The organism is Acidobacteriota bacterium (genome assembly GCA_039030395.1).
GTDB lineage: Bacteria > Acidobacteriota > Thermoanaerobaculia > Multivoradales > JBCCEF01 > JBCCEF01.
The window spans coordinates 70,816-89,790 of sequence record JBCCEF010000012.1 but is presented as its reverse complement, the minus strand read 5'-3'; the positions used below and the strand labels follow the sequence as shown (position 1 = coordinate 89,790).

The following is an 18,975-nucleotide window of genomic DNA, read 5'->3' as shown; positions in this document are numbered from 1 at the left end:
TACGGTGAGCGACGAGACCTTCAGGCTCGAGACCGGTGCCGGCGCCCTGGCGGTGCGCCTCAGCCGGCCGGAGGATGCGGATAGCGACCGGGCGATGCTCTACCTCCACGGCTTCGGCTCCAGTCAGGAGGGCGAGAAGGCGGATCTCTTCCGGCGCCGGGCGGTGGCGGCGGGTCTCGCCTTTTGCTCCTTCGACTTCCGCGGCCACGGCGCCTCCGGCGGCTCGATGGAGGAACTCTCTCTGAGCCGCAACCTCGAAGACATCGGCCGGGTGGATGCGGCCCTGACGGAGCGCGGCTTCGGCCGCCGGGTGCTCTTTGGCTCGTCGATGGGCGGTGCGTCGGCGATGTGGTGGGCGGCGCGCCACCCCGGCCGGGTCGAAGCGGCGATTCACCTGGCCCCCGCCCTCGAACTGGCGGCGGGATTGGCCGCCGTGGCGGGGGAGGACGGAATGGCGCGTTGGGAGCGGGACGGATACCTGCGCTTCGCCACGGAACTGGTGGAAGTGGACCTCGGCTGGGACCTGTGGCGCGATCTGGAGGCGTACCCGGTCGAAGACCTGCGTTCCCTCTACCGCACCCCGACGCTCATCTTCCAGGGCATGCAGGACGCCTCCGTGCCCTGGCGCGGGGTGATGGAGTTCGTCGCCGGCTGCGCCTTCCAGGAGATTCGGCTGGAACTCTTCGCCGACGGCGATCACCGCCTGCTCGATCGCCTCGACCGTCTGTGGGAACTGACCGCCGGCTTTCTGGCGGACTGCGGTTTGCTCTAACGCACCACCGGTAGCGCCGGATCCTTCCTGAAAACTCGCTTGTGGGGCGGCAGGGCGCCGAGGCGGAAGAGTTCCATCTCGGAACCGCGACGCGTCTCGCGCACCCGGCGACCGGTGTCCGGGTCGTAGGCCCGTTCCACCACCCGGCTCGGCCGCTCGACGCTGCGCCGCGGCCGGCTGCCCGCCGCCGCGGCGGCGAAGCGTTGCCAGATGGGCGCCGCCGCCGCGGCACCGGAAAGGCCGAGGGGCTCGCCATCGTCCCTTCCCACCCACACGGCGATCACCAGGGAGCCCGTATCGCCCACGAACCAGGCGTCCCGCCGCCGGGAGGAGGTGCCGGTCTTGCCAGCCACGTCGATGCCCTGGACGGCGCCGCCGCGCGCCGTTCCCACTTCGGCGGCGGTGCGCATCATGTCGCGCACCAGGTAGCCGGTGGCCGGCCGAACGACCCGCCGCGACATCGCCTTTGAACGGGCCAGCAGGCGGCCGCCGGGGCGCTCCAGGCGGCGCACCGGAAACGGCCGCAGGGCCTTGCCCGGGGTCGCGAAGACGGTGAACGCCTCGGCCATGCGGAGCGGCGTGGTTTCGATGGCGCCGAGGACGAAGGCCGGCGGCACTTCCTCCGGCAGCGAAAGCCCCGCTTCCCGCGCCCGCTCCGCCGTTGCTTCCAGGCCGCACCAGCCGGCGAGGCGGGCGAAGGGCACGTTCAGGGACTGGGAAAGAGCATCGCGCAGCCGCACGACGCCGCGAAACTGCCGGTCGTTGTTCTCCGGCTCCCACGGCCCGGAAGGCAACTCCAGGCGGTAGGGCGCGTCGAGCACTCGGCTGGCCGGGAACAGCGGCCGCCGGGGAGGGTCGCTTCTCTCGGCATCCCGCGGCCCGGCGCAGCGGTCGAAGGCTTCGAGCAGCAAGAGCGGCTTGATCGCCGAGCCCGGTTGGCGCTCTGCCTGGCGCACCCGGTCGAACTGGTCGCCAGCGCCGCGCGGATCGCCGCCGACGTGGGCGAGCACCTCGCCGGTGGTCGCGTCGAGGGCGACGAGGGCGGCCTGGGCGCCGCGCGCTCCGAGGTTGCGCAGGCCGTGGCCGACGGCGTCTTCGGCCAGCCGCTGGAGGTGCGGGTCGAGAGTGGTTTCGGCCACCAGTCCGCGCCCCTTCGCCAGCCGCTCCGGTGCCGAGGATTCGGCCGCTTCCGCCACCCAGCGCAGAAACTGCGGCGCCATCCGCCGGGGCGGTGAGGAGCGTTTCAGGCGCACCGCCTGGCGGCGGGCCGCGGCCACCTCGTCCGCCGCGGTCCAGCCCAGCTCTTCCATCCGCGAGAGGACCCAATCTCGACGCTTTTGGGCGGCCTCCGGGTTGCGCACCGGCGACAGGCGGTTGGGTCCCTGGACCATACCGGCGAGCAGGGCGGACTCGGCCAGATCGAGGTCCTCGACATGCTTCGAGAAAAATACCCGAGCGGCGGTGCCCCAACCGTCGATCGACACGCCGTCGACGTGCCCCAGGTAGACGTGATCGAGATACGCCTCGAGGATCTCTTCCTTGTCGTAGTCGGCCTCCAGGGCTAGCGCCCGCATCACTTCCGAGGCTTTGCGGCCGAGGGTTCGCTTGGGAGTGAGATCCCGCCGCTTGATCAACTGCTGGGTGATGGTGCTGCCGCCCTGGGCCACGCCGCCGGCCCTGGCGTTGGCGAGGAGCGCCCGGGCGATGCCCCGGCCGTCGATCCCCACGTGGTCGAAGAAACGAGCATCCTCGGCCGCCAGCAGCGGCCGCCAGACGTGTTCCGGCAGGTCGTCGAAGACGATGGGGATGCGGGGAGCACGATCCCCGCCGAGGGATTCGGCGAGCAGTTCCGGTTCCAACCGGAGCGCCTTGCGCAGTGCAGCACCGTCCGCGTTCTCGGCCTGCAGGATGCGCCCCGCCGGTGGCTCGAGGCGCAGGGCGAAGAGCCGCGCGGGTCGATCCTGGCCGCCGCTGCGGTGGGCACGGCGATAGATCCAGAACACCTCGTGGCCCCAGAAGAACTCTCCCGGCCGCTCCGGCCGCTGGCGTACCCGGCGGTAGTTCTGCCGTTCCAGACGCTCCGCCAGCGCCAGTTCCTCGACGGTGGCGCCGAGGGGAATCTCGAAGGCAGCGGAGAGCACCCGCACGTCGCTCCGGCCGAGGGTGTCGGTCAGTCGCGGCTCGGTGTTCTCGTCGGCGCCGGACAGCGCCGTCGCCATCATCCACAGGACCACCGTGGCGAATGCGACGAGAGAGGCGTAGCGGCTGAGCATGGTGCGGGGGACGAGGGGATTACGGCGCGCGGCGGACTGTTAGTGTATCCGGAATGGCCTTCTCCGCCGCCCGCCTCCCTTCCTCGCTCGTCACTTTCGGCTGGATCGTGCTGGCCCTCGTCGCCGCGCTAGCAGTTTCCTGGCTAAACCTGACGCCGGCCGATGCCGGTTTTCGACCTGCCGCGCCCACGGGTTCCACCGCGCCGGCCGGGGCGGGACGGACCCTCGCCGAGGCCGCCCTCGGTCCCGGCTGGGTGGCTTGGGAATCGAACCGCGAGGGCGAGTGGCGGATCTACCGGCGCTCCCTCGACGGCTCGCCGGCCGAGCGGCTGAGCCCCGAGGACCCCGGCTGGCGGCACTGCTGCCCGCACATTTCGCCAGAGGGTGACTCCCTCGTCTACCTGCGCTTCCGGCCCGGCGGCCCGCGTCCCTGGTCCGGGGAACTGATGCTGCAGGACGTCGCAAGCGGCGAAAGCCGCCGCCTGGCCGCCGCCCGGGTGCCTTCGGAACACCGGGTGGCCCTGTGGCGATCGTCGGAGGAGCTGATCTTCATCGGTGCGGACGGCCACACGGCGCTCTTGCAAGCGTCCAGCGGTGAGATCCGCCCGTTGACCGGCGAGCCGCACCCGAAGGACGGCTGGATCGTCAACGCGCCGCTGACCTTCGCCACCAGCGGCGTTCCCGATTTTTCGCCTTTCGAGGCGGCGACCGGTGAGATCCTGCCGCGCCAACCTCTGGGGGGCTGCCAGCCCTACTTCAGCGCCGATGGGCGCTGGGGCTTCTGGATCGCCGGCGCCGGCGGCCCGGTGCGGCAGGTCGAACTGGCCACCGGCACCAGCCGCGGAATCCTCGACAAGGGCGACCACCGGTTGCCGCCGGATCGCGGCTATCTCTACTTCCCGATGTTGTCCCGGGACCAGAGCCTTCTCGCCTGGGGTGCCTCCGGCGGTGAGCACGACTTCCAGCAGGCGGACTACGACGTGTGGCTGGCGGAGGTGGATCCCGAGTCTCTGGAGTTGGTGGGGCCACCGGTGGCGGTGAGCGAGGATCCGGCGACGGACCGCTTTCCGGACGTCTACCGCCGCCCTCTCGCCCTCGGCCGTCACGGCGGGGAAGCGCCGGTCATCGTCGACTTCGCCGCACCGCGACCGGCGCGGTGGGATTTCGGCGACGGTCTGAAAGGCGAAGTGCGCACCGCCGCCCGCCATACCTTCGAGGCCGCGGGCAGTTACCGGGTGATCGCCGAAACGCCGGCCGGCGAGCGCTTCGAGGGGCAGGTGCGGGTGAGGTCGCGCAAGCCCCCGCAGGTTACGGGCTTGCGGGTGGTGGGGCCGCGCCGGCTGGAGGTGTCCTTCGACGAGCCGGTGAGGGTGGCGGCAATGGCCCGTATCTTTCTCGCTTCGGACCTGGCGGTGGCCGGCCGGCGCCTCGACGAGTCCGGGCGGCGGCTGATCCTCGATCTGGCGGCGGATCTCGAAGCGGCCGATACCCTGAACCTCGCCGGCATCCTGGACCGGGCCGTGCCGCCGAACGAGATGGCGGCGGTCAGCCGGCCGATTCCCGCTCCTCGCTGGCCGGCGGGGCGAGAGGCTCTGGCTTTTCTGTGGCGCGACGGCTCGGCGCCCAACCTGGTGCCGGCGCCGTCCGGAGCCGGCGAGCGCACCTTCGTGCTGCGGGCACGGGGCGAGGCCCGCATCGACGGCCGCGGCGCCATGCGTCCGTCCGGCGGCTACTTCGAGTCGGCGGAGGCGGGAGGCGCCATCCGCCGCGCTGCCCAGGGAGCCAACCGCCTGTCCTTCGAAGTGAGATTCGTGCCCCTCGGCACTTCGCAGCCGCGCCCGAGGACCGTGGTGGCCCTCGGCGCCGGCCGGCGGGGAGGGCATCTCGCCGTCACCCAGGAGGGCGACCGCCTGGTGCTGCGGCTGCGCACCGCCGGCCGCAACCGGCCGGTGCCGCCGGTGGAGCTGTTCCCGGTGGCGGCCGGCGAGGCGGTGCATCTGACGGTCACCTTCGAACCGGGCGCGCTGCGCGCTTATCGCGACGGCCACGCGGTGGATCTGGGCGCCGCCGGCCGCCGCCTGGGCGACTTCTTCCACTGGCGGGACCAGCCCCTGCGCTTCGGCGAGGGCTGGGCCGGCAACGGAGTGAACGCCGCCGCCTGGACAGGGGCTATCGATGCGGTGGCCTTCTACGGCCGGGTGTTGTCGCCGGCGGAGGTGGCGGAGAGCCATCGGCGCCTGGACCGGGAAACGGCAACGCCGGTCGCCGCTGCGATCGTGGAGGCGGAGCTGGTGGCGCGCTCGCCGACCCCGTCTCTGGACGAGATCACTCCCTATGATCGCGCCCTGGCGGTATACGAGTACCGGATTCTGCGGCGGCTGGCGGGCCGGGGAGTGGAGCTCACCGCCAACGACCGTCTGCGGGTGGCCCACTGGGTGCTGCTCGACGGCCGAAGCACGCGGGAGGGCGCCTGGACCGTCGGCCAGCGCGCTCGCCTGCGTCTGGAGCCGTTCGCGGCCAACCCGCAGCTCGAAGGGCGCTACCTGGCCGATGAGATCGACGGTCCCGGGCCGCTGTACTTCGCCGCCCGGCCGCTGGTGGAGGCTGCGCCCTAGCTCCATACCGCCCGCGCCATGGTCTTCAGCTCCCACCTCTTCGTCTTCTACTTCCTGCCGCTGGTGCTGGCGGTGTACTTCGCCCTGCCGAGGGCGGCCCGAAACGGTGCGCTGGCTGTCGCGAGCTACCTGTTCTACGGCTGGGCCAATCCCGTCTTCCTGCCGCTGATGCTCGCCTCCACGGTGCTCGACTACGGCGCCGGCCGGGTGATCGCCCGCCATGGCCGGAGCGTCGTTGGCCGTTGGGCGGTAGCCGCTTCGGTAACCGGCAATCTGCTGATGCTCGGCTACTTCAAGTATGCCGGCTTCGTCTACTCGTCGCTGACCGAGGCCCTCGGCCTGCCGCCCATCGACGGCACCCTGTTCGCCGTCACCTTGCCGCTGGGGATCAGCTTCTACACCTTCCAGTCGATGAGCTACACGCTGGACCTGTGGCGCGGCCGCGCCGAGGTGCAGAAGAATCTGGTCGATTTCGCCTGCTATGTGTCGATGTTCCCGCAGCTCGTAGCGGGGCCGATCCTGCGCTACTCGGAGTTGGCCGACCAGCTCGTGGAGCGGGGCCACAGCTTCGCAAAGGCGTCCCGCGGCGTGGCCTTCTTCGCCCTCGGCATGGCCAAGAAGATTCTTCTGGCGAACCCTTGCGGCGAAATCGCCGATGCCTGTTTCCGGACCGTCGGCCTCGGTCCGCTGGAGGCCTGGTACGGTGCCTTCGCCTACGGCTTCCAGATCTACTTCGATTTTTCCGGTTACAGCGACATGGCGATCGGCCTGGGCTTGATTCTGGGCTTTGCCTTCCCGAAGAACTTCGACTCGCCCTACCGCGCCACCTCGATCACCGACTTCTGGCGCCGCTGGCACATTTCGCTGTCGGCCTGGCTGCGCGACTACCTCTACATCCCCCTCGGCGGCAACCGCCGGGGCCGCCTTCCGACCTACCGCAACCTCGCCCTGGTGATGCTCCTGGGAGGCCTGTGGCACGGCGCCGCCTGGACCTTCGTTGCCTGGGGCGCCTTCCACGGTGGGCTGCTGGCGACGGAGCGGCTCATCCGAGAGCGCGGCTGGGCGGAGCGATGGCGGCGCTGGCTGCCGGCCCCGCTGCAGGTGTCCCCTCTGAAAATGGCCGGCACTTTCCTGCTGGTCACCCTCGGCTGGGTGCTCTTCCGGGCCGAGGACATCGCCGCCGCCGGCCGCTATTACCGCTCGATGTTCGGCCTCTCCGAGGCGAGCGCCGCCGCCGGCCTGCTCTCGGGAATCGTCTACGTGCCGGCCTTGACGGTGCCCTTCGCCCTGGCGGCGGTGATCGTCTGGCGCTCACCGCAGACCTGGGACTGGAGCCGGGTGCTCACCCCGCTGCGCGCCGTCGCCGCCCTCGGTCTCTTCGCCGCCTCCCTGGCAGTGCTCGAACTGCAGGGCCACAATCCCTTCATCTACTTCATCTTCTGATGGGCACCTTCTGATGGGTACCCGCTGATGGCCGCCGCTCCCGATCTCCGCCCGGATCGCATCATGCCGCCGACCGTGGTCGGGCCGGTGACCGCCCGCTGGTTGGTCGGCGCCTTCCTGGCGATCATCCTGGTGGTGCCCCTGTGGGATGCCGTCGGTCCGGTGGAGAGCCCGTCCTACGAAGCTCTCGCCGCGGCCGCTTCGGCGGCCGGCGGCGGCGGTCTAGTCGCCGACCTGGCGGCCCGCATGGAGCGCTTCGAGGAGAACCTGGAAGACACCAGCGACGCCGGCGCGCGGTTGCGCTCGGCGCTCGGTCCGCTCGTCAGCCGGGTCGGGGGTGCGCGGGGTGATGTGCTGATTGGCCGACGGGACTGGCTTTTCCTGAAGCCTGGGGTCGACTCTCTGCTGCTGCCGGCTTCCGCACAGGAGAAAACCGCTGGCGGTCCCGTCCAGGCCATCGCGGGCTTCGCGCGACAGCTCGCCGAACGCGGAGTCCACCTGATCCTGCTGCCGGCACCGACCAAGGCGGCGGTCCACCCGCGCCTTCTGGCGCCGCGATTCGGCGGGGTCGAGGCGCCGCTGAACGTTGCCCGCTGGGAACGTCTACGGGTGGAGCTGGAGGCGGTGGGGGTGGAGGTCTACGATCCGGCACCGGAGATCCTCGCGGGTGTGCTGGAGGAGAACAAGGCCGCCTACCTGATCGACGATACCCACTGGCGGCCGGAGGTGGTGGACGCGGTCGCCCGCCGGCTGGCGCAGCGCATCACGCCGCGGCTGACGGGGGCGCCGGCGGGGGAGTGGATCCGCTCGCCGGTCGAGGTGACCGGCGTCGGCGACCAGCGCCGCACCCTGGAGCCGGAGGCGGCGCCCTGGCACTCGATTTCCCTGCAGGTGGTGCGGGGACCCGATGAGGCGGAAGGCGCACCGGTATTGCTGCTGGGCGACAGTTTCACCAACGTCTTCTCGGACGATCGCCTGGGGTGGGGCCGCGGCGCCGGCCTGGCGGAACAGCTCGCCTTCCACCTCCAGCGGCCGGTCGAGCGCCTCGCCATCGACGGCGGCGGCGCGACGGAAGTGCGGCAACGCCTCGCCGCGCGTCTGGCGGCAGGGACGATGTCCCTCGACGGGGTCCAGGTGGTGGTGTGGCAGGTGGCGGCGCGGGAGTTGGTGTTGGCCGACTGGCGACCGGTGGCGTTGCCGTCGATGGACTAGGCCCAAGCGGGTATGCGGTCGCGTAGCGTCGCTCCAAAGCCGAGGCGCTCAAACAGCGGATCGACCTTCTCCTCGGAAGCTCCGCGCAGCTCCAGATCCTCCATCTCCGCCGCCACCGGAGCGTCCGTCACGATGGTGGCGAGCTGGCGGGAGAGCAGCGCCTGGTCGCGGTGCTCTGTGAGCTTCTTGGCGAGCGACTTGGCGCCCCGCAGCGGCAATTCCGCCACTTCGTCCAGGCGGTCGAGGGCGGCGTCGAGGGTGCCCATCCCCTGCAGCAGAGCGGCGGCGGTTTTCTTGCCGATGCCCGGTACGCCGGGAATGTTGTCCACCGCGTCGCCGGCCAGGCCGAGGTAGTCGGCGATCTGTTCCGGCGCGACGTCGAATTTCTCGCGCACTTCCGCCGGCCCGAAGTGGCTGCCCTTGGCGAAGTCGTAGAGGCTCACCCGGTCCGTGACGAGCTGTGCCAGGTCCTTGTCGGAAGTCACCACCACCGCGCGATGGCCCTGTTCGGCGAAGCGGGCGGCAAGGGTGCCGCAGAGGTCGTCCGCCTCGTAGGACATGTCGATCAAGGTCGCCACGCCGAGGGCCTCGGCGATCTCGCGGCAGAGGCCGATCTGGTCCTTCAGCTCCTGTGGCGGCGCCTCGCGCTGGGCCTTGTAGGCCGAGTAGAGATCGTTGCGAAAGCTCTCCGACAATCGGCCGTCGAAGGTCGCCGCCAGGTGGCTCGGCTCCTCCTCGGTGATCAGCCGGATCAAGAAGGACGCGAAGCCATAGACGGCGTTGACCGGCCGCCCCTCGCCGTCTCGCATCGAGGACGGCAGGGAGAAGAAGGCCCGGAAGATGTAAGGGCTCGAATCGATCAGGTAGACCGTCTGCTCAACCATCGGTCGGCTTCAGTCGCCGTCGACGGCGAGGCCGGAGGCGATGCGCGGGGTGTTGAGCAGCGCTTCGAAGGCCGCCCAGCGCGCTTCCGGGTTGTCTGCCGTGCCGCCCTGGGCTTCCACCCAGCGCCGGACGATGTCCTGACCCAGGTTGTAGTTGATGACGTAGCTGCGGTAGCGGTCGTAGAAACGGACCCGCTGCTCCGCCCGCGGCCGGCTGGAGAGGGCATAGCGCTCCAGCCAGGCGGCGGCCTGGTCGGCGTCGATCTCGCCGTTGAGGTACTGTCGCGCCGCTTCGTTGCCGGCGTAGGCCAGGTCCGCCATCAAGGTACGCACCCGCGAGTATTCCTCGGCCCGCGCCGGATCGAGACCGGCCAGTGGGTAGAGCACGTCGCGCTCGAAGGCGGTGCGCTCCTCCCCCGGAAAGGCGACCTCGATGCCGAAGTTGGCGGTGCCCTCGGCGATCAACGACTGGGGCGAGAACAGCGGGTAGACGGAGAGTTCCTGAAAGCCCCGGTCGCGCACCAGATCGCGTTCGATCAGGACGTTGAACACATGGTGGCCGGGGTAGCCCTCGTGGCACGCCAGGTCGACCGCCCGGTCGATGGCGATGGGCAGGTCGGTGTTCACCTGGATCAAGCTGTTGTAGTCGCCCTGGTACCAGTTGTAGGCGCTCCACGGTTGGTCCGTGACGTACTCCACCGTGAAGCTCTCGCTCTCCGGCAGCTCCAGGCGCTCTGCGGTGCGCCGCCGGCACTCGGCGATGGCGGCGTCGAAGACGGCGGACACCTTGTTCGGCGGGATGACGAACTGCTCCTGCCACGCGGTGTAGCGCTCGGTGAGGGGGCCGTCGCCGGGCAGTTCCCCGGCGAGGCTTGCGAGCAGCGCTTCGTAGTGCCCTTCCGGATGGTGCGGTGCGACGGCGTCGTACAGGCGCCTGGACTCCTCGTCGAAGGTGAAGTCCGCGCCGTTCAGCATCGCGATGCGGCTGGAGACGGCGCGCAGTTGTGCCCGGAAGAAGGAGAGGCGCAGGCCGAAGAGATCGCCTTGCGCGGCCGCGTCTCCCGTGGCGTCGCCCGCTGGCACCGCCGATAGCCGTTCTTGGAGCGCATCGGCCCGGGCGGAGAGATCCTCCAGCGGAACCGGCTCACCGGCCTCCGCCTCTTGCCGCCACTCGGCGGGACCGTAGTAGGCGTCGACGAAGTTGTCGTCGTGGCGGCCGACGGCGAGGACGAGGCGGACGTAGTCTTCGGAAATTTCGGCCATGGCTGCACTCGCTTCGGGGGAGGACGGCTCGTCGTCCGTCGGGGGTTTTGGGCCGCATGCGAGGAGGGCGAAGAGGGTCAGGAAAATGGTGGCGCTGCGGATCATCGATGCGACCTCCCTAGGCGCGGAGTTGGCTGTAGGCCGCGGCGTCGATCCGCTGGCGGTGGGAGAGGTCCGTTTCGATGTCCGCCGCCCAGGCGCCGGCGGCGGCCGCCGGACCGGCGGCCAAGGTCAACAGCTCGGCGCCGAAGCCGGAGCCGTAGGAGAAGGCGGCGATGCGCCGGCCCTCATCGAGCCCACGCAGAGCCTCGGCAACGGCGATCCACAGGCTGGCGGTGTAGGCGTTTCCGCAGCGGCGATTCCAACCCATGGTCGGTGCGACCTTGCCGTCGTAGAGGCGGGTGATCTCCTCCTCGGCGAGGCCCAGGGCTTCGCCCATCTGAACGACGGCCTTCTTGACCATTTTGGGGAAGGGCACATGGAAGCACAGGGCCGCCAGCTCGGCCAAGGCAGGGCGGGGTTCGCGGTCGCCGATCCAGGCGGTGAAACAGGCTTCGGCGGCGCGCCGGTAGCAGTCGAGGCTCAGCGGACCTTCGACATTGGGAAAGTCCTGGCCCACCGGCCGCCAGAAGTCGAAGGCCGGTTCGCTGTAGGGGTAGCTGGCGGTGTCGATGGCGGCGACTTCGGGGCCGTCGACGACCATCGCCACGGCGCCGGCGCCCTGGGTGGGCTCGCCGGGATCCTCCGGTTCGTAGAGCGCCACGTCGGCGGCGATCACCAGGGCGGCTTGGGTATCGCCGGAGGCCGTCCGGGCGGCGCCGGAGAGCCGCCACTCGGTGGCCTGACGCAGCGCCAGGGTGCCGCCGTAGCAGGCGTGTTTGACCTCGTAGGAGCGTACCCGCCCGGCCAGGCCCAGGCTCTCCGCCACCCAGGCGCTCAGCGGCCGGCTCATGTCCAGCGCCGTTTCGGTGCCGACGGCGAGGAGGGCGATGCGCTCGCGATCGCCGTCCCAGCGGTCGAGGGCCCGCCGGGCCGCCTCGACGGCCATGTCCACCACGCCGTAGTCCTTTGGGCAGAGGGCCATTTCGCGACAGCCGAGGCCGAGGGTGTACTTGTTCGGGTCGACGCCGCGCAGGGTCGCCAGCTCCTCCACCGGCAGGGCGAGAGGGGGAAAGGCGAGACCGATGGACGCGATGCCCGTGGCGGGACGTTCGGCGAGGGAGTGGGAGTTCATGGCAGCGGAGTCTAACCACGGGCGGAGAGGGTGTCCACTGGGGTCGAAAGGCGCGATGGGGCGAGTAGAATCCGGCCATGCCGATTCGATCGCTGCTCCTCGGATTCCTGGTCGTCACCGCCACCTCCTGCGCCGGTCCCGAGCCTCCGACGGAGCCGGACGAACCCCCGGAGGTCTTACGCCTGGCGTTGTTCAACATCGAGGAACTGAGGACGGTAGCCCTCAACGATGTGGACGACGACGGCGTCGGCCGGAATCGCCAGCTCCGGGCGGCGGCGGAAATCGTGGCGCGTATCGCGCCGGACGTGCTGGTGGTGCAGGAGATCGATCACGATGCCTCGGCGCCGGACGACCCGGCGTTGAATGCCCGCCGTTTCGCCGACGCGTATCTCGAGCCGGCGGCGGAGCGGCACGGTGCACCGCTCGCCTATCCGCACGCCTTCGCGGCACCGTCGAACACCGGCTTGGCGAGCGGCCAGGACCTCGATGGCGACGGCGAGATCGTCACCGAGGAGGGGAGTCGCGGCTACGGCGGCGACAGTTTCGGCTTCGGCACCTACCGGGGGCAGTACGCGATGGCGGTGCTGTCGCGGTTCCCGCTGCAGGCGGACCGACTGCGCTCGTTTCAGCGGTTTCTCTGGCAGGACCTGCCGGGCCATCACATTCCTCCGGGCTTCTACTCGGAGCAGGCGTTGGAGGTCTTCCGCCTGTCGAGCAAGTCCCACTGGGATCTCCCGGTGGTGGTCGGCGAAGGCTTGGTGCATTTGTTGATCAGCCACCCCACGCCGCCGGCCTTCGACGGTGACGAGGACCGCAACGGCCGTCGGAACTTTGACGAGATCAAACTCTGGGTCGAGTACCTCGATGGATCTTCGGCCCTGATCGACGACAACGGCCGCCGCGGCGGCAAGGCCCACGACGAACCCTTTGTCGTGGTGGGGGACCTCAATGCGCGACCGGACGCCGATGGCGAACGGTACGACGGCCAGACGGCCATCGCTCAGTTGCTCGACCATCCCGCCCTGAGAGATCCCTCGGAGATTCTGGTCAGCCAAGGCGCCGAGGAGCATCGTCGGGAAGACCGTCAGAGTCGTGGCAACTCCCTGGAGGTGGCGGAGCGCGCCGATTCCGCGGCCCTGCCGCGAACGGCGACGGCGGAATTCCTCGGCGGTTCGCGGGTCGACTACCTCTTGCCGAGCCTCGAGTTGAGGGTGCTCGACGGTGGCGTCTTCTGGCCGGCATCGTCCGAGGACCCCGAAGGGCACGCCCTCGCCGCGGAGGCCTCGGACCACCGCCTGTTGTGGCTCGATTTGGCGTTGCCGTAAAGGCCGAACCCGGGCCTCGCTGTGGCTATCCGCATCGGGGCCCGAAATGTAGTTGCGGCGATCTTGGAGTTGACGGCCGGACTGAGCGTCCTACTCGCCGAGCAGGGTCAGCTCCTCCCGCACTTCGACATTGCAGGCATCGAGGGTGCCGACGACCGCGGCGGCGGGGTTGCCCGCCCGGACGTCGTCAAGGTCGTAGAACGCCGTCGGCCCCTGCAACTGGAAGGACGACCCCAGCGGCGGCCAAGACTTGACCTGGTCGGCGATCAGCGTCAAGGGCTCCCGGTTGGTCAAGGCGCGTCCGTCGAGGTAGATGATGATGTATTGATCGAAGCGCGCAGTGCCGGGCAGTAGGGCGCCGGCTCCGCCTTTAGCGTGTCCCGTCAGCTCGCCCGTCGACGTCCGCTCATGGTCTTGCTCGATCAGGATCAGCGGATGGTCCGATCCGAGATCCTGGTGAAAGTGGGTGACCAATCGCCGCAGCGCGACGGAGGGTCGGCCTTCCCCATTCCGGCTGACCGCGTCCTCAGTGAGAACCCCGGAGATTCCGGGAATCCCGTCGCACGGGATGGTGATGGTCTCGCCATTCGGCAGGTTGATGCGAAACTCCCCATAGGCTTGGGTCGATGCATACAGGCGGGTTCCGGGGACCTCAGCGCCTTCGGTCACGACGGAGGGGGAATGCGGCGCCGCCGAGAGGGACGCGGCGACCAGGCACAGCAGGAGGCAGACAAGGGCCAAGGCCATCGGGGTCGCGGTTCGACCGGCGGTTCGCAGGGTTTGCGGTTCTCTCATGGGTTTCTCCTCATGGTCATCGCGTGAACCGACCGGCTCCCGCGAGGCGGACGATCCCCCTCGGGGAGGGTCGAAGGACAGAGGTCAGAGACGGGCGCCGTCAGATTCCCAGCGGGGATGAAATCGACTTCCGACGAGATATTTTCGATCCTGCGCGGACCGATCGAGGGCGAAATTTCGGTCGTCCGTGCAGGATGGAGTCTCCGAAACTTCGACAATTATAGCATATAGATAATAATCTCTAAATAATTTTGTGGATTGGCAGACTATCTTCTTCGTCGGCCGACCTTTTGCGGTGAAGCCGAGACGGGATCCTCCGGCCAGTCGTGTTTGGGGTAACGCCCTTGGAGTTCTTTGCGGACTTCCGGGTAGGTGCGGCGCCAGAAGCCCGCCAGATCCTGGGTGATCTGCTGCGGCCGGAAGTTGGGGGCCAGCAGGTGGAGGAGCACCGGCACCCGGCCGGCGCCCACCCGCGGCGTCTCGGTCAGGCCGAAGAGTTCTTGGATCCTCGCCGCCAGAACCGGTGGGCCGTCGCCGGTCCAGTCGAGGGGGGCCGACCGCCCACTCGGCAGGCGGATGCGCTCCGGCGCCTCGCGTTCGAGGCGCCGGCCGACATCCCAGCCCAGGGCGCCGAGAATCGTGTCGATCAGCGGGGCTTTTCGCAACTCCTCGTAGGACCGCTTGCCGGCGGTGAGGGAAGGCAGGGCGGACTGCCAGAATGCAGCGTCCAGGGACGGGATCTCGCAGCCTTCGCGCAGGCTGTCGAGGCGCGCCAGGAAGGTCCGGATGGCCGGCCGGTCGAGGCCGAGAGCGGCTTCCAGGTCCAGTGCTGCGGCGCCGGCGAGAACCTCCGCCGCCACGTCGGCCGCCACCGGCACCTCGCGCTCTTCCAGAACCAGATCATGCCAGCGCAGGCGGCGGTAGCCGACCACGCGCTGGCGTTCGGGGTCGAACTCCGTCTCGATCTCGGCCCGGAGAGCGGCTTCCGGCAACCACTCGAAGCGCACCTCCGAGGCGGACCGGACGACCGCCTCGGCGCCGCTCCGGCCGGCCAGGTCGAGGGCCAGAAACAGCTCCGCCCGGTGAACCCCGCTGCCCGGCGCCAGGGTGACACCGGTGCCGCCCACCAACACCGCTCGAGGTTCGTTGGGTTCTCGGCGGCGCGCCAGACGATCCGGATAGGCGGCGAGGAGAGCACGTAGGAACGCCGGGTCGGAACTCTCTTGGGGTGCGCTGCGGCGGCCACCGGGTCCACCTTTGAGGACGGCCTTGGCGAGCTGGTCGCGCACCCGCAGCACATGTCTGGCGGCGCCATGTTCCCCGCCGGAGCCGGGTAGATACCCTCGCTCTTCGAATTTCTCCAGAGCCTGTATTCGGTCGAGCAGGTCCGACTCGTGGGCCGCCGCCGACCGGCCGACGGAACCGCCGCGGCGGAAGGGATCCCGCTCCGACAGCAGCGCCGCCGCCAGGGCGGCCCGCCGGCCGGCGCCGAGATCGTCGCCGGCCAGCACCAGGGCCGCCAGGCGCGGATGGAGAGGCAGGGCGGCCATCCGCCGGCCGAGAGCCGTGATGCCGGAGTTCGTGACGGCCCCCAGGTGGCGCAGCAGGGCCAGCGCCTGCTCCACGGCCCGCTTGCCCGGCGCCTCGAACCAGGCGAAGCGGAGGGGGTCCGGCTCTCCCCAGGCGAGGAGCTGAAGTACGGTTCCGGCAAGGTCGATGCGGCGGATCTCCGGCGCTTCCCGTTCCGTCAGGCGGCGGTGGTCGTGCTCCGTCCACAGGCGCAGGCAGCGGCCCGGCGCGAGGCGGCCGGCGCGGCCGGCGCGCTGCTCCGCAGAAGCCCGGCTGATGCGGGCGAGTTCCAGGCGGTCGAGGCCGCTGCCGGTGTCGAAGCGCATGCGGCGCATCCAGCCGCTGTCGACCACCGTGGTGATGCCCTCTACCGTCACCGAGGTCTCCGCGACGTTGGTCGCCAGCACCACCCGCCGCTGGGGACCGGTCTCTAAGGCCGTGTCTTGCCGGTCCGGCGGCAGATCGCCGTACAGCGCAACCACCGCGACCGTCGCCAGGTCGTCCAGATGTTCGGCCACGCGATGGATCTCCCCGACGCCGGGCAGAAACACCAGCACGTCGCCGGCGGTGTCTTCGAGGGCCCGGCGAGCGCCTCGCGCGGCGGCGCTTGCGATGTCCCAGGGCCGCGGGTCGAGATGGAAGGGCTCGTCGCCATATTCGACGGTCACCGGGTGGAGGAAGCCGCGACTCTCGATCACCGGGCAGTCGCCGAGGAAGGCCGCGATGGGAGCCGGATCGAGGGTGGCGGACATCACCACCAGCCGCAGATCCGGGCGCACTTCGCGCTGCACCCGCGCCGCCATGGCGAGGGCCAGGTCCGAGTCCAGCCGTCGCTCGTGAAACTCGTCGAACACCAGGGCTCCGACGCCTTCCAGGAAGGGGTCCTGCTGCAGCCGCCGGAGCACGATGCCCTCGGTCATCACCACCAGCTTCGAATCTTCCCGTGCGCGATGATCGAAGCGCACCCGATAGCCCACTTCGTGGCCCAGGGTCCAGCCCCGCTCGCCGGCGATTCTTCGGGCGGCGGCGCGGGCAGCGATCCGCCGCGGCTCGACCATCCACACGGCGCCCTCCAGCGATACGTCGTCGAGCAAGGCCGGCGGCACCCGGGTGGTCTTGCCGGCGCCGGTAGGGGCGCGCAGCACCGCCGAAGATGCTTCCTCCAAGGTTGCGGTCAGACGGGGGAGAACCTCGTCGATCGGCAGGGGAGCTGTAGGAGCCGGGGCCATCGACGGATGGTACCGGAGGCGGCGGCCTGAGCTACCGCCGCAGTTCTTTGCGGATCACCAGTTTGAGGCCGGACCAGACCTCGTCCACGGCGCACACCTTGACGTCCACCAGGCCCAGCGGCAGGGCCACTTCCCGCACCACGTCTTCGGTCATGTCCGTTTCCACCTTCGACGCCTTCTTGGGCCAGGACACCCAGATGCCGCCGTTCTGGCGAATGCGGCTCAGGCAGGCCGGTAGCCGGTCGGCCAGCCTGCGGCGCTCCATCACGAAGAGGTGCACTAGGTCCAGATCGCGCGACAGGCGGCTCAATATCCGCACCCTCAGGGGGAGCGGATCGAGCAGGCGGCGGTAGTGCGCCGGCGCGTAGAGGGCGGCCAGGCGGCAGCCGTCGGTGATGCCCAACTTCTTGGCGAGGGGAGTTCCGGAATATCCGGCGGGCATGGTGGCGATCCTCCGTGGAAACAACAGTCCTTCGGCGACGGGAGAACGGCAGCGACCGGCGCCCGTCGATCGAAGGAAGGGCGCCCGTCTTTGGTCTTCGTAGCGTTGGCGCCGCCTAGAGTAGCTCATTCACCGAGGCAGACGGACTCTCCGGCGGAGAATCGAGGACGAAGTTACGGCGGAGGTCCGAAGAACGGCGGATGGGTATGAGAGCCTTGTCCCGCCTCTCCGGTAAGTCGGCACCGAAGGGGTGAATCCGGACGCACAATCCGCAGGCAGACCCGAGAGGAGAGCAGCGATGTTTGATGTTTGGGGGGCGCTACGTCGTCGTGAAGCACAGCCTTGGACCTTCGGCGGTTTGATCCTGGGGCTGCTGTTGGCGGCGCTGTCCGTCGCGGCGGAGGACAACGGTCCACCAGCCGTCGGCGAGGGTCCCTACGATCGCCTGGTGCTGCGCGGCGTGATGGTGGTGGACGGCACCGGCGCGCCGCCCCAGGGACCGATGGATCTGGTGATCGAGGAGGACGAGATCGTCCGCATCGCCTACATCGGCGCGCCGGGTACCGAGATCGATCCGGCGCGCCGGCCGGAGGTGGGCGAGAACGGCCGCGAGATCGACCTCACCGGATCCTGGGTGCTGCCGGGCTTCGTGGATCTCTACGGCTACGCCGGCCGGAACCGCGACTACGCCTCCCGCCTGTGGCTCGCCCACGGCATCACCACCGTGCGGGAGCCGGTGTGCGAGCGGGGGATGGAGATCTGCAACGAGTGGCGCCGAGCGGCGGAGGAGCACAGCGTAGTGTCGCCGCGGGTCGTGCCCTGGCTGCACTTCGGTCTCGGCCGGCCGGGCCTCAAGGTTGCGGACGCGGACGACGCTCGGGCCTGGGTGCGGGAGGCCAAGGAACAGGGCGCCGCCGGCATCAAGTTCCGCGGCGAGAAGCCGGAGATCTTTGCCGCCGCCCTCGACGAAGCGGAGGATCTAGGCCTGCCCACCTCCTGCCACCACTCGCCGCTGTGGGTATCGCGCACCGACGTCCTGTTCACGGCGCGCCACGGCCTCGACCAGCTCGAACACTTCTACGGTCTGCCGGAAGCGCTGATCGAGGACACCACCCTGCCGGCCTACCCGGCGGACTACAACTACTTGGACGAACAGCATCGCTTCGCCACCCTCGGCCGGCTGTGGGGTCAGGCGACGCGTCCGGGGAGCGAGCGCTGGCAGCGGGTGATCGCCGAAATGGTCGAAGGCGGCGTCGCGATGGTGCCAACTCTTGCCCTCTACGAGGCCAACCGTGACCTGATGCGGGCGCGCCAAAAGGAGTGGCACGCGGAGTACACCCTGCCTTCCCTGTGGCAATCCTTCACCCCGAACCGCAGCTCGCACGCCGCCCACTTCTTCGCCTGGACTACCGAAGACGAGGTCGCCTGGCGCAAGGGTTATCGCCGCTGGATGCGCTTCCTGCGCGACTACGCCAACGCCGGCGGCCGGGTGGCGATCGGCACCGATGCCGGCTTCATGTACACCGTCTTCGGCTTCGCCTTCGTGCGCGAAATGGAACTGCTGCGCGAGGCCGGTTTCACGCCGCTCGAAATTCTCCGCGCCGCCACCCAAGAAGGCGCTGACGAACTGGGCCTCGCCGACCAGATCGGCACCATCGAGCCCGGCAAACGGGCGGACCTGGTGGTGGTGCCCGAGAATCCCGTGGCGGACTTCAAAGTGCTCTACGGCACCGGCACCCCACGGCTTCGGGACGACGGCACTCTCGAGAGGATCGGCGGCGTCACCTGGACGATCCGTGACGGCGTCCTCTACGACGCTCAAGCGCTGCGGCAGGAGGTCAGGCGAATGGTCAAAGCAGAGCAGGAACCGGCGGGGAAATAGGGCTCAGACGTTCCCTTCCGCGAAGGATTTCTCCGCC

At 69.8% G+C, this 18,975-nt stretch carries 13 protein-coding genes; 6 read left to right on the top strand and 7 right to left on the bottom strand.

Annotation, left to right across the window (positions count from 1 at the left end):
- The first annotated feature begins 4 nt into the window (after nt 1-4).
- Nucleotides 5-772 (top strand): alpha/beta hydrolase, encoded by a 768-nt coding sequence (locus AAF481_12790; protein MEM7482045.1) that lies wholly within the window; start codon nt 5-7, stop codon nt 770-772.
- On the opposite strand, the gene AAF481_12785 is transcribed toward AAF481_12790, so the two are convergent.
- Nucleotides 769-3,045: a transglycosylase domain-containing protein gene (locus tag AAF481_12785; protein MEM7482044.1), complete on the bottom strand. Its 2,277-nt coding sequence runs from the start codon at nt 3,043-3,045 to the stop codon at nt 769-771. The genes AAF481_12790 and AAF481_12785 overlap by 4 nt on opposite strands.
- A gap of 53 nt (nt 3,046-3,098) precedes the next feature.
- On the opposite strand from AAF481_12785, the gene AAF481_12780 reads away from it, so the two are divergent.
- From AAF481_12780 to AAF481_12770, 3 genes are read left to right on the top strand one after another with little or no spacing between them, the layout of a single operon-like run.
- On the top strand, nt 3,099-5,660 hold the full coding sequence (locus AAF481_12780) for a LamG-like jellyroll fold domain-containing protein (GenBank protein MEM7482043.1): 2,562 nt from the start codon (nt 3,099-3,101) through the stop codon (nt 5,658-5,660).
- 18 nt (nt 5,661-5,678) lie between these two features.
- On the top strand, nt 5,679-7,103 hold the full coding sequence (locus AAF481_12775) for an MBOAT family protein (GenBank protein ID MEM7482042.1): 1,425 nt from the start codon (nt 5,679-5,681) through the stop codon (nt 7,101-7,103).
- A gap of 27 nt (nt 7,104-7,130) precedes the next feature.
- Nucleotides 7,131-8,315, top strand: coding sequence for a hypothetical protein (locus tag AAF481_12770; GenBank protein ID MEM7482041.1), 1,185 nt, complete (start codon nt 7,131-7,133; stop codon nt 8,313-8,315).
- Here the strand turns inward: AAF481_12770 and AAF481_12765 are convergent.
- From AAF481_12765 to AAF481_12755, 3 genes are read right to left on the bottom strand one after another with little or no spacing between them, the layout of a single operon-like run.
- Nucleotides 8,312-9,199, bottom strand: coding sequence for a 5'-3' exonuclease H3TH domain-containing protein (locus AAF481_12765; GenBank protein ID MEM7482040.1), 888 nt, complete (start codon nt 9,197-9,199; stop codon nt 8,312-8,314). The genes AAF481_12770 and AAF481_12765 overlap by 4 nt on opposite strands.
- 9 nt (nt 9,200-9,208) lie before the next feature.
- Nucleotides 9,209-10,567, bottom strand: coding sequence for a hypothetical protein (locus AAF481_12760; GenBank protein ID MEM7482039.1), 1,359 nt, complete (start codon nt 10,565-10,567; stop codon nt 9,209-9,211).
- A gap of 13 nt (nt 10,568-10,580) precedes the next feature.
- The gene (locus tag AAF481_12755) at nt 10,581-11,696 is read right to left on the bottom strand and encodes a hydroxymethylglutaryl-CoA synthase (GenBank protein MEM7482038.1); all 1,116 of its coding nucleotides are present in this window, start codon (nt 11,694-11,696) and stop codon (nt 10,581-10,583) included.
- Between the two features lie 77 nt (nt 11,697-11,773).
- On the opposite strand from AAF481_12755, the gene AAF481_12750 reads away from it, so the two are divergent.
- Nucleotides 11,774-13,021 carry an endonuclease/exonuclease/phosphatase family protein gene (locus AAF481_12750; GenBank protein ID MEM7482037.1) on the top strand — a complete coding sequence of 416 codons (1,248 nt, stop codon included), beginning with the start codon at nt 11,774-11,776 and terminating at the stop codon, nt 13,019-13,021.
- 90 nt (nt 13,022-13,111) lie between these two features.
- On the opposite strand, the gene AAF481_12745 is transcribed toward AAF481_12750, so the two are convergent.
- From AAF481_12745 to AAF481_12735, 3 genes are all read right to left on the bottom strand, one after another.
- Nucleotides 13,112-13,816, bottom strand: coding sequence for a hypothetical protein (locus AAF481_12745; GenBank protein ID MEM7482036.1), 705 nt, complete (start codon nt 13,814-13,816; stop codon nt 13,112-13,114).
- 266 nt (nt 13,817-14,082) lie between these two features.
- Nucleotides 14,083-16,614, bottom strand: coding sequence for an ATP-dependent helicase HrpB (gene hrpB / locus AAF481_12740; protein MEM7482035.1), 2,532 nt, complete (start codon nt 16,612-16,614; stop codon nt 14,083-14,085).
- 31 nt (nt 16,615-16,645) lie between these two features.
- Nucleotides 16,646-17,056 (bottom strand): DUF3052 domain-containing protein, encoded by a 411-nt coding sequence (locus AAF481_12735; GenBank protein ID MEM7482034.1) that lies wholly within the window; start codon nt 17,054-17,056, stop codon nt 16,646-16,648.
- A gap of 298 nt (nt 17,057-17,354) precedes the next feature.
- Between AAF481_12735 and AAF481_12730 the strand changes: the two genes are divergently transcribed.
- Nucleotides 17,355-18,938, top strand: a complete 1,584-nt coding sequence (locus AAF481_12730) for an amidohydrolase family protein (protein ID MEM7482033.1) — start codon at nt 17,355-17,357, stop codon at nt 18,936-18,938.
- Nucleotides 18,939-18,975 lie beyond the last annotated feature (37 nt).

Bases quoted from the DNA above. Each gene is read 5' to 3' on its own strand.
- AAF481_12755 (MEM7482038.1), bottom strand. From the start codon at position 11,696: ATGAACTCCCACTCCCTCGCCGAACGTCCCGCCACGGGCATCGCGTCC.
- AAF481_12780 (MEM7482043.1), top strand. From the start codon at position 3,099: ATGGCCTTCTCCGCCGCCCGCCTCCCTTCCTCGCTCGTCACTTTCGGC.
- AAF481_12735 (MEM7482034.1), bottom strand. From the start codon at position 17,056: ATGCCCGCCGGATATTCCGGAACTCCCCTCGCCAAGAAGTTGGGCATC.
- AAF481_12745 (MEM7482036.1), bottom strand. From the start codon at position 13,816: ATGAGAGAACCGCAAACCCTGCGAACCGCCGGTCGAACCGCGACCCCG.
- hrpB (MEM7482035.1), bottom strand. From the start codon at position 16,614: ATGGCCCCGGCTCCTACAGCTCCCCTGCCGATCGACGAGGTTCTCCCC.
- AAF481_12775 (MEM7482042.1), top strand. From the start codon at position 5,679: ATGGTCTTCAGCTCCCACCTCTTCGTCTTCTACTTCCTGCCGCTGGTG.
- AAF481_12785 (MEM7482044.1), bottom strand. From the start codon at position 3,045: ATGCTCAGCCGCTACGCCTCTCTCGTCGCATTCGCCACGGTGGTCCTG.
- AAF481_12770 (MEM7482041.1), top strand. From the start codon at position 7,131: ATGGCCGCCGCTCCCGATCTCCGCCCGGATCGCATCATGCCGCCGACC.
- AAF481_12750 (MEM7482037.1), top strand. From the start codon at position 11,774: ATGCCGATTCGATCGCTGCTCCTCGGATTCCTGGTCGTCACCGCCACC.
- AAF481_12765 (MEM7482040.1), bottom strand. From the start codon at position 9,199: ATGGTTGAGCAGACGGTCTACCTGATCGATTCGAGCCCTTACATCTTC.
- AAF481_12730 (MEM7482033.1), top strand. From the start codon at position 17,355: ATGTTTGATGTTTGGGGGGCGCTACGTCGTCGTGAAGCACAGCCTTGG.
- AAF481_12760 (MEM7482039.1), bottom strand. From the start codon at position 10,567: ATGATCCGCAGCGCCACCATTTTCCTGACCCTCTTCGCCCTCCTCGCA.